Origin of the sequence: Bacteroides sp. 43_46 (assembly GCF_001915455.1) — a bacterium.
GTDB lineage: Bacteria > Bacteroidota > Bacteroidia > Bacteroidales > Bacteroidaceae > Bacteroides > Bacteroides caccae.
In genome coordinates, this window is sequence record NZ_MNQN01000136.1 from 18,268 (window position 1) to 27,935 (window position 9,668).

At 37.5% G+C, this 9,668-nt stretch carries 10 protein-coding genes and 1 pseudogene; all 11 read left to right on the plus strand.

Translation table 11 applies throughout. The features are described from left to right. Nucleotides 1–4: 4 nt before the first annotated feature. Complete coding sequence (locus tag BHV72_RS17360) at nucleotides 5–547, plus strand: hypothetical protein (RefSeq protein ID WP_009039425.1); 543 nt, start codon at nucleotides 5–7, stop codon at nucleotides 545–547. Further along, entirely contained in the window at nucleotides 544–1,116 is a 573-nt protein-coding gene (locus BHV72_RS17365) for a hypothetical protein (protein ID WP_008765951.1), read from the plus strand. Before BHV72_RS17360 ends, BHV72_RS17365 begins: the two co-directional genes overlap by 4 nt. Continuing rightward, entirely contained in the window at nucleotides 1,113–1,952 is an 840-nt protein-coding gene (locus BHV72_RS17370) for a hypothetical protein (protein ID WP_008765950.1), read from the plus strand. Before BHV72_RS17365 ends, BHV72_RS17370 begins: the two co-directional genes overlap by 4 nt. Further along, nucleotides 1,949–2,104 (plus strand): hypothetical protein, encoded by a 156-nt coding sequence (locus tag BHV72_RS17375; protein WP_004300280.1) that lies wholly within the window; start codon nucleotides 1,949–1,951, stop codon nucleotides 2,102–2,104. Before BHV72_RS17370 ends, BHV72_RS17375 begins: the two co-directional genes overlap by 4 nt. 49 nt (nucleotides 2,105–2,153) lie before the next feature. Then, a complete protein-coding gene (locus tag BHV72_RS17380; protein ID WP_138274427.1) occupies nucleotides 2,154–2,675 on the plus strand; it encodes a hypothetical protein in 522 nt (173 codons plus the stop codon). Nucleotides 2,676–2,705: 30 nt separating this feature from the next. After that, entirely contained in the window at nucleotides 2,706–2,867 is a 162-nt protein-coding gene (locus tag BHV72_RS17385; RefSeq protein WP_171034495.1) for a hypothetical protein, read from the plus strand. Then, nucleotides 2,867–6,703 (plus strand): phage tail tape measure protein, encoded by a 3,837-nt coding sequence (locus tag BHV72_RS17390; protein WP_286857170.1) that lies wholly within the window; start codon nucleotides 2,867–2,869, stop codon nucleotides 6,701–6,703. Before BHV72_RS17385 ends, BHV72_RS17390 begins: the two co-directional genes overlap by 1 nt. Before the next feature lie 2 nt (nucleotides 6,704–6,705). After that, the gene (locus BHV72_RS17395; RefSeq protein WP_258986849.1) at nucleotides 6,706–7,287 is read left to right on the plus strand and encodes a hypothetical protein; all 582 of its coding nucleotides are present in this window, start codon (nucleotides 6,706–6,708) and stop codon (nucleotides 7,285–7,287) included. A gap of 384 nt (nucleotides 7,288–7,671) precedes the next feature. Further along, nucleotides 7,672–8,145: an RNA polymerase sigma factor gene (locus tag BHV72_RS17400; protein ID WP_258986851.1), complete on the plus strand. Its 474-nt coding sequence runs from the start codon at nucleotides 7,672–7,674 to the stop codon at nucleotides 8,143–8,145. A gap of 60 nt (nucleotides 8,146–8,205) precedes the next feature. Further along, nucleotides 8,206–9,096 carry a hypothetical protein gene (locus tag BHV72_RS17405; protein WP_217722315.1) on the plus strand — a complete coding sequence of 297 codons (891 nt, stop codon included), beginning with the start codon at nucleotides 8,206–8,208 and terminating at the stop codon, nucleotides 9,094–9,096. A 152-nt stretch (nucleotides 9,097–9,248) separates the two neighbouring features. After that, a pseudogene (locus tag BHV72_RS17410) lies at nucleotides 9,249–9,668 on the plus strand (hypothetical protein); the annotation flags it as partial.

Below are 9,668 nucleotides of genomic sequence, written 5' to 3' on the forward strand. Positions count from 1 at the left end.
CGCTATGTTGATTGATGTTTCATATTTTATGTCAGGTCCCAGGCATATTGAGAATGTTTCGGTCGCTGAAATGCCTTCGCCCCAATCTCTTGCTGTGAATGAGGTGATAAATGGGTATATTAAGGCATTTCAGCCCGAATTTCTCCGGAATGTTGTTGGTGTGACTCTTTCCCAAGCTATCACAGATTATTTGGAGCTTATTGAACGAGAAAAGGAAGATTCTTCAGATGAAGTTGATATTTCAGAAGAGAAGGAAGCCCCCCAGTCCGGATATGCAGTATTATGCGAGAAGCTGTGTGAACCGTTCGCTGACTATGTCTTTTATCATATTCTTCGTGACGCAAACACCCAGGCTACAATAACCGGGCTTGTTCGTTTGAAATGTGCTAATGAATATGTAGCTCCTTTGAAGAGACAAGTAAGCACATGGAATAGCATGGTAGAGAAGAATAAACAGTTTGTTGAATGGGCTATGTCGAATGATTGTCCTTTCGATGTGAAAATAACCAAGAATCTTTTGACCCCAATTAATGCTTTCAATTTATGATAGATTTAGATATAACAGAACTGTTTGAGGAGATTGTAAAGGAACTTCCAGAAGGGCTTGAAATCCTCTATCCAAATGGGAAAGGGGGAACTAAAGTTGTGAAATCCCCAAGGTTGAATTACATCTTCGGTAGCAGTCAATATATCAAAGATATTTTAGATGAATACAGTAAGTCTTCTGCCCAGTCTGAAAGGAAGTTTCCATTGGTTGCACTATTCACTCCAATTAGTGAGGATAGAGGTGACGCGGATTATTTTTCAAAAGCAAAGGTTTCGTTAATTATAGCATGTTCTTCTTGTAAAGAGTGGAGCAATGAGATGCGCAGAATCACATCTTTTAAAAATATCCTTCGGCCAATCTATAAACGTTTATTGGAAGTATTATATGAAGATTCTCGGTTCGACTGCGACTATGACGAAAAAGTGAAACATAGTTATTCAGAAAACTATTCATATGGCAGATACGGAGCCTATACAGATTCCGGTGAGGCTGTGAGCGAGCCGATTGATGCCATAAATATACGCTCGATGGAAATAAAAATTAATAATCTTAATTGTAGAAGAAAATGAGAAAGATTAGAACGTGTAAGGGTTCCCGGATGAACACTGGTAGTTCTGCTTGTAGCATTGACTGGAAAAAAGTCAAAGGTGCTATCTTGACAGAACATGGTGTCAAACTCCCTGCTGATATAACAGGTGAGAAGTTGCTCGAATTGTGCCATGCAGACCGTCCCGGGCGTATTTACCCTATTTTGCCATTCCTGGAGTATGCCAAGAATGGTGGAGAGCCCCAAGTTAATGCTGTAGGGTACGGTGCAAGTGAATACAACGGGCTTAGCGCTCAAACAGACACCTTCACTTTGAAGAAATTTGATGAGGTTTTGAATGCCCAGCTTCTGAAATGTGCCAATAAAGGATGGGACGTTTACTTTTGGAATCAGGATAATATGTTGATCGGTTATAATGATGACACTGATATCCTTGCCGGTATTCCGATGTCTACTGTTTACCCGACCGTGACACAGTACCCGACCAGTAGTGCTAAGTCTGCGATGACTGTTAGTTTTTCACATGAAGATGTGGAAGACAGCCAATTGCACTTTGACTACGTGCAGTTAGACTTCAATCCCAAGAATTTCGTTAAAGGCTTGGTTGATGTTGTGTTTCAAAAGTTGGAGGCCGAAAATACTTACAAAATAGTTGAAGTTGTTGGTGGTTATGACCGTACAGAAGAATTTGGCAGTCTTATTGCTGATGGTGCTGCTGAAGTTATGAATAACGTAACTTCTGCTACATATTCGGATGGTATCATTACCATTGTTCCTAAAGCCGGGGCGGTTCCTTCGTTGAAAGCTCCTTCTGTATTGTATGAAAAAGGAATCAGAGGTATCGAGCAGGTGTCATGAAGGTAGATAATGTTACGTTCGTCGAGGTTGCTGTGAAGGGCATGACGAAGGAAGAGTTTATTAATGCACACATTAAAGTCGTGTGGCAGGAACTGAAGGAAGCTGACCGCAAGAAGAAGCTCTCGGAAGTGTACGATGCGATAACTAAGTAACCGACGGGCTGGGGTGTGATTACAGCCCGGCCCGTTATATTTTTACTGTATGGCAGATTTTGATGAATTACATAGAGTTATTCATTCCATTGCATCCGGGTTTGAAGAGGAATGTATTAGGTGTATGGAAGAACATAAGAATGTGCTCGTTGATTGCATTCAGGAACAATTATATTCCGGTCTGGACGGTACTGAACATCTATTGAATCCCGATTATGATACTGACACCTATTTTAACGAGCCCGGACCCTGGCAGAACCGTGCGGAACAATATAAACGATGGAAAGAGAGGATAACTCCACCTCTTAGAAGTGAGATGCTTTATTTGCCACCGCGTCCAGTTGAGGTACCTAACCTCTTTATTACTGGTACTTTCTATGATAGTATAACTGCCGATAGAATTGATTCCGGGCTTCGATTCTCAACGAAAGGATTTACGGACGGTAGTTCTATTGAGAAGAAATACGATGAGCAGATTTTAGGCATTGGTGATACAGCTAAAGAGTACTTTAATATTATGTATCTCCGTCCCTGGATGGAACGTTTCTTTTCAGAATGTGGATATCGGTAAAAAATGGCTTGTAGTTGCGAAATAAAAAAGATGCAGAGTGAACTGGAACGTATCAGTGATCTTGCAAAGAAAGCAGCTGTCTTGGATGGTTGCATGTATGTCGTTTATCAGAAAGAAGATGGTACCTATGCTTTTGATAAACTTGGAGTTGAGATAAAAGGAAAGATTATTGAATATAGACATTATCTGTAATTATGGATTTAAAATTGAAAGATTTCGTTGATGAGAACGACTTGCAGAAGTTAGTTGAGCTTGATAATATTATTGAGCGTGTGAGGGCTGATTATGTTAATGCAGCCAAAGAATTAGCAAAAGGTTTGAAACTAAATGTAGAAGGAGTTGCCGACCTTGAAAAGTTGAGTAATCTTTATAATACCCAAGCAAAAACGGCTGGTTCTGCATCTGCTGAATTAACCGAAGCTCTTAGAAAACAGTCTGAAATAACTCAAACTGTCAGTAAGAAGATAGAGGAAAAGCTAAATGTAGAGAAATTATCTGCTGCTGAACTGAAGAAACTAACCAAGGCAAACTCGGATAATGCTGTGTCCTTGGAAAAGGCTGCTAAAACGGAAGCTAACTTGACAAAAGCGCAGAATGCCGGTAATACTACTCGTAAGAAAGCTGTTTTATCTGAAGAAGAACGTTTAAAACTTATCAGAACTGCTATTACCTTGACTAATCAGGAAGTACATAGCCGTTCACAAGCAAAGGAAATGAATAAGCAGCTGCAAAAGGCTGTTGATGTTTTGAAAGATACGGATGAAAACTATATTCGTACACTTGCCCGTCTTAATTCTACTATTGGAATCAACACTGATTACATAAAGCGAAATTCCGATCGATATAGTCAACAGAAAATGACTATTGGTGCATACCGGGAAGAAGTAAAGGCTGCATGGGTTGAGATACAGAACGGTAATAAGTCCATGCAGAATATGGGTATTATTGCCCGGAATGCAGGAAGGATGCTTAAAACGGAGATGGCTCCTGGGCTAAGCCAAGTTAGTGCAGGATTGAAAGGATGGGCTGCTGGATATATTGGTGCACAAGCTGTTGTTAGTGGAGTTGTTGCTTTATTTACAAAACTGCGTGAAGGAGTAGGTGATATTGTTAAATTTGAATTAGCTAATAGTAGGCTTGCTGCAATATTAGGAACCACTTCTGATAAAGTGAAGGAGTTAACTGCGGATGCTCAACGTTTGGGTGCTACAACGAAATACACTGCATCCGAAGCTACGGATTTGCAAATAGAACTTGCTAAACTAGGTTTTACTCGAAAAGAAATATTAGATGCAACAGAGCACGTTCTAAAATTTGCACAAGCTACCGGGGCAGAATTAGCAGATGCGGCTTCATTGGCAGGTGCTTCTCTTCGTATGTTTAATGCTGATACAAGAGAAACTGAAAGATATGTGTCTGCGATGGCTGTCGCAACAACCAAAAGCGCATTGTCGTTTTCATATCTCGCTACTGCATTACCAATTGTTGGACCGGTTGCAAAAGCCTTTAATTTCAGTATTGAAGATACTTTGGCTTTGTTGGGTAAATTATCGGATGCCGGCTTTGATGCTTCAATGGCTGCTACTGCTACCCGTAATGTTTTTCTAAATTTAGCTGATAGTAATGGAAAGCTGGCAAAGGCGTTAGGTAAGCCCGTTAAAACATTGCCTGAGTTAGTTGAAGGATTGAAATCGCTAAAAGAAAAAGGGGTAGACTTGAATACTACTCTTGAATTAACTGATAAGCGTAGTGTTGCCGCTTTTAATGCCTTTCTCACCGCTGTTGATAAAATATTACCACTTAGAGAACAGATTACTGGTGTAGAACGTGAATTGGGCGATATGGCTCACACGATGGGAGATAATGTTCATGGAGCTCTTGCTAACTTATCTTCAGCATGGGAAGCGTTTATGCTTTCTTTCTCCGAGTCAACGGGACCTGCTAAGGAGTTTCTTAATTGGATGGCTGATAAAATAAGAGGTATCGCCAATGATTTGAAATCTCCTGAAGAAAAAATAGAAAAGATAGATTATAATTTTAGAACACTTGCAAAAAAAGATGCGAACAAAAAGTTATTGGAAGTAGAAAAAGATTTCCAGACAGAATATAAGAGGCTTATTGATGCTGGTGATACAGAGGAACAAGCATACACAAAAGCTGTTATTCAAATGAAAAATAAACGTATTGAAGTAACGGCCCAAGAGAGAGAAGCTTTAAAACGGATGAAAACTCGTGCTCAATATGCAACATCAGAGTTTGAAGATATGTCTTGGATAAAGAATGGTGCTGCTAAAATGTTTGGCTATTACACATCGGAAGCAGAAAAAGCGGATAAGGCTCAGTTGGAATTTTCTAAAAACTTATTTAAAATAGCATCTAGCGATGAGTTTAATCGTGGACTTGATGTGATTGCAGAAAAGTTCCGTCCAAAGGGTAACGACAAAAATGGTTCAGGTATAACAGTCCTTACTGATAAAGAAAAACGTGAACAGGAAAAAGCTCTCAAAGAGAAGCTGAAAATTCATGAAACTTATCAGGAATCAGAACTAGCTCTTATGGATGAGGGACTGGAGAAAGAACTTGCTAAAATTGGTGTTGCTTACTCAAAGAAGATTGCTGCCGTCAAGGGTAATAGCAAAGAGGAAATTGCTACACGTCAAAATTTAGCTAAGGAAATGCAGGAAAAGCTAGATGAGTTTACTATTAAGTATAATTCTGATCGTGAGAAGAAGGATGTTGAGAACGCTCTTGCTGTTGTAAAAAAGGGGTCCCAGGAAGAACTTGATTTGAAATTGCACCAGTTGGAATTGCAACGTGAAGCAGAAATTGATGCAGCAGAGAAAACAGGTGAAGATGTTTTTCTCATTGACGACAAATATGCAAAAAAGAAACAAGAACTTTACGAAAGACATGCATCCGATCAGGTGCAATTAATTGCAGAGAATGCAGCGCATGAGCAGGAAATCCGGGATGCTGCCTATGTTATGGATACGCTTGCTCTTAAAAAACAGTTAGCTTCTAAGGAAATAACCCAGCAGGAGTATGCAGAACTTGAGTATCAGTTAAAATTAGATTATGTACGTAAAACCTCGGAAGCTGCCATTGACGCTTTGGAATCCGAACTTGCTACTGCCAACTTGAGTACGGACAAAAGGGAGAAACTTGAGGAGAAACTTGCAAAATTGAAAGTGGACCTTGCCCAAAAAGAAGCAGAAACAGAAATAGATGCTATCAATAAAGTTACTAAAGCGGATGAGAAAGCACAGAAAGAACGTCAGAGGAATCTGAAAAAATGGCTTCAAACTGCATCTCAAGCAGTGGGTGCTATTGGTGATCTAGTCTCTACTATTTATGATGGTCAGATTCAGAAAATAGAAGAAGAGCAGGAAGCTAATGATGAGAAATATGATAAGGATGTAGAACGAATACAGAATCTAGCTGATTCGGGAGCAATCTCCGAAGAAGAAGCAGAAGCTCGTAAGCGTGCGGCCAAGGAAAGAACTGAAGCTAAGAATGCTGAACTTGAAAAACAAAAACAAGAAATGGCACGTAAACAAGCCATTTGGGAAAAGGCGACTAGTGTCGCTCAAGCTGGAATAGCCACTGCACTGGCAATAACTGAAGCTTTACCGAATATTCCTTTATCTATTGTTATTGGTGCCATGGGAGCAATTCAGGTTGCAACTATTCTTGCAACTCCTATTCCTTCCTATGCAGACGGTACTCAAGGTAATGATAGGCATCCCGGCGGTACCGCTTTAGTTGGTGATGCCGGTAAACATGAAGTTATCATGTATTCCGGAAAAGCATGGATTACTCCTGATACTCCAACTTTAGTTGATATTCCTAAAGGTGCGCAAACATATTTTGCATCTTCTTCCGGTGACACCATTGTTTTCAATGATTATTCCCGGTTAGAAAAAAGGGTTGATAGAACAAATTTCCTTTTGATGAAGAGTCTAAAAATGCAACGCCAAGATGCTTCTAACCGTGAATTTGAACTGTATAAGTTATCTAAACTGAAATAGCCATGATTGAAAGATTAAATCAGATAACATTGAGTGATTTCATTGAACTTTCATGCGGAAACTATGCTTGTTTGCTTTCGGACTGCAAATCTATGTCCGAAAGCACGCTTAAAGAAATAGCGTCTAAATTACTTGTCGAATACAGAAGTATTGTTAATCCTTCAAATATGAAGGCTATGGTAATGGATAAAGAGGATATGCTGAAAGAACGTACCAAACTATTGAGTCTTCGTATTTGTCAGGCTCTTGTTTCTCTTGGCTTTTATGATGATGTTCGTCAGGTATTGGGTCAACTAAATGTAGATACCCGAAATATGAGTGATGAACAAGTAATATCGAAGATTGATTATTTACTTCATTCTGCAATTTTTGAGCAAAAACGGAATGAGGAAAGACGCAGTGAGGAACATAAAGGAAGTAAGGCTACTCCTGAACAAATTCGTTCTTCTTTTGATGCAGAGATTGCTTTTCTAATGACATTCTTTAAAATGAGTATTGATTCCCGCGTAATTAATGCTGCTGTCTATGCGAATATCGTTCATCAAGCTGATGTTGAAATATCGATCAGAAAAAGAAGCACATGATAATATTGGTACTACATATATGCTGTAATTCGATTAATTTTTAATTAAAGCGAATTATTTCATACAGTCGTTTGTACATCTCCTTTAGAATCACAAACGACTTTTTTATGAATAGAAAAAACAGCATCCATTGTATAAATAGGCATTTATACAATGTTTTATTGTCAGAATTACGTACATTAGAGACGAAGTGTAATCGGATAACAGCAGAAGTGTCCGAGGTAAAAAAAATGATTGCCTTATTGCCCCCCGATATAGGCACTCTTATTAGTTCAATCGAGCGTTCTGCTAAGGAAATGCACGAACAAAGTATCATGCACCGGAAATATGTGGAAAGGTGCATTAATGGCGAACCGAAGATACACCTAATAAGGAGGGCTGACAATGGACTTTGAAAAGGAATTATCAGAAATATATCCTTGGATATTAAAGGTGGCAAGAAAATTCTGCTGTTCCATGCAAGATGCTGAAGACTTAGCCGGTGATACAGTTTATAAGCTACTTGTGAATCGTGATAAATTTGATTGTTCTAAACCACTTCAACCGTGGTGCCTTATTATAATGAGGAATACTTATATAATAAGATACAATAGAAATTCCCTTATACATTTTACAGGGCTTGATATGGTAGACGGGAGTGCCATTTCTAACTGTACAACTCATTCAATACTGTTTGATGATTTGGTTTCCACAATACAACGGTGTGCTAAAAAATCTCGTTGTATTGATAGTGTGATGTATTATGCTAGTGGGTATTCATATGATGAGATAAGTGAAATCCTAAACATTCCTGTTGGAACTGTAAGAAGTCGTATTTCTTCTGCTCGGAAGTTTATACTTCAAGAAATTGGCTATTAGTAGGGGAAATACGATATTTTTTATGTTATCTTTGTAAAGTACATTTTTATATCGGCAATTATGAAAAATACGTTACTCATACTACTTTTTTTGTTTTGTGTGAATGGTAAAGTGTGTGGCAATATAGACAATGATAATTGTACTCCTAAAGAGACTATTCATTCAAATAACAAGTTCAATAGTTATAGTTCGGAAGATAAAATATACTTAAGTATTATCACGTCTTTTATTCCATTTGTTATATTTATTCTAGGACATTACCTTAATAAGTTAAAAGATAGGGAAAAAGAAGTGAGTGAGTTAAATAAAAGGTATTTAAATGGTTTACGACTATACTTGGAAGAAACATATTGGCGGTTATATGAGATAAATGAATATATATCTAATAAATCCAATATTAGATATAGTAAGATTTCTGGAATTAGTCGGTTTAATGATGTAAAAGGTAAAAATAGAGATTGGTTTATACATGATGGATATTATATTATTTCAACATGCTATCTTATTGCCTGTCTTTTTGGAGTTATTGAAAAGATGAGAGAAGAATTTCCATACATAATTACAAAAGAAAAACATGATACAGAGATACTCCATAAGGCATTTAATATTAGTTTGGCATTCTTAAATAATGAAGGGATATACTACGTATTGCAACATAATATTGGCCAAATTATGTACAACAAATCTGAAGATAAATTGCTAAGTTATTCTGAATTTACCAATATCCTTTTAGATAAGAAACGCTCAGTTTGGTTTGAACAACTAATAAATTTTTTTATTGATGTTGGAGAATTTAAAAGAAGAGATAATATAAGCAAAGCGTTGGATGCTATAAAATCTTTAAGTCAATATTTAGAAGAACAGTATAATTTAGGGCCTTCTATACCTAATAGGCTTGAGATTGAAAAAGATAATAAATGTAAGGTAGGGAAGAAGATAGGTGTAATATAAAAAGACTATTTTTGTTTTTATGTAGGTATATAATTGATAAATAGATAGTTAGTCTGTATTTTTGCAAAGCGCAATTTTCAAGAATTTAGCCAACTGGGAAACCGGTTGGCTTTTTCTATATATTTGCTCGTGAACGTTCAAAAGGAGTTAAAATGCTTTGTAAATATGTACTTATCGTTGATAGTATTTCCTATGATATTCCCAAATCTTGTATTCAGAATTGGGATGAAATAAAGTTTTCCCGTAAACGCTCCGGACTTGAAGGAATAACTAGAACCTTTACTTCAAAATTCCAGTTTGTGGGAGAAGCCTATGATCTCATATTGGAGGAGTATTTGAGCAAATACCTGGCTTCTAATGCTAGTATCACTGTTTATACTATAACTAATTCTCATACTTATGAAGAATTCTTCAGTTGCCGACTGGATTTCGGTTCATTGACCTATGATGGAAATACTGTTTCTATTAATTCGATAGATGATAGTGTCGCTAATATCATAAAGGCTAACAAAGGAACGCAGTACGAATATTCGGTAGATGAGATAAAAGATGTATATCAGCTTTATTATGAT

Excerpts from the sequence above, each read along its gene's own strand:
- BHV72_RS17365 (WP_008765951.1), top strand. The coding sequence starts at position 544 with ATGATAGATTTAGATATAACAGAACTGTTTGAGGAGATTGTAAAGGAA.
- BHV72_RS17385 (WP_171034495.1), top strand. The coding sequence starts at position 2,706 with ATGCAGAGTGAACTGGAACGTATCAGTGATCTTGCAAAGAAAGCAGCT.
- BHV72_RS17405 (WP_217722315.1), top strand. The coding sequence starts at position 8,206 with ATGAAAAATACGTTACTCATACTACTTTTTTTGTTTTGTGTGAATGGT.
- BHV72_RS17370 (WP_008765950.1), top strand. The coding sequence starts at position 1,113 with ATGAGAAAGATTAGAACGTGTAAGGGTTCCCGGATGAACACTGGTAGT.
- BHV72_RS17395 (WP_258986849.1), top strand. The coding sequence starts at position 6,706 with ATGATTGAAAGATTAAATCAGATAACATTGAGTGATTTCATTGAACTT.
- BHV72_RS17375 (WP_004300280.1), top strand. The coding sequence starts at position 1,949 with ATGAAGGTAGATAATGTTACGTTCGTCGAGGTTGCTGTGAAGGGCATG.
- BHV72_RS17360 (WP_009039425.1), top strand. The coding sequence starts at position 5 with ATGTTGATTGATGTTTCATATTTTATGTCAGGTCCCAGGCATATTGAG.
- BHV72_RS17400 (WP_258986851.1), top strand. The coding sequence starts at position 7,672 with ATGGACTTTGAAAAGGAATTATCAGAAATATATCCTTGGATATTAAAG.
- BHV72_RS17380 (WP_138274427.1), top strand. The coding sequence starts at position 2,154 with ATGGCAGATTTTGATGAATTACATAGAGTTATTCATTCCATTGCATCC.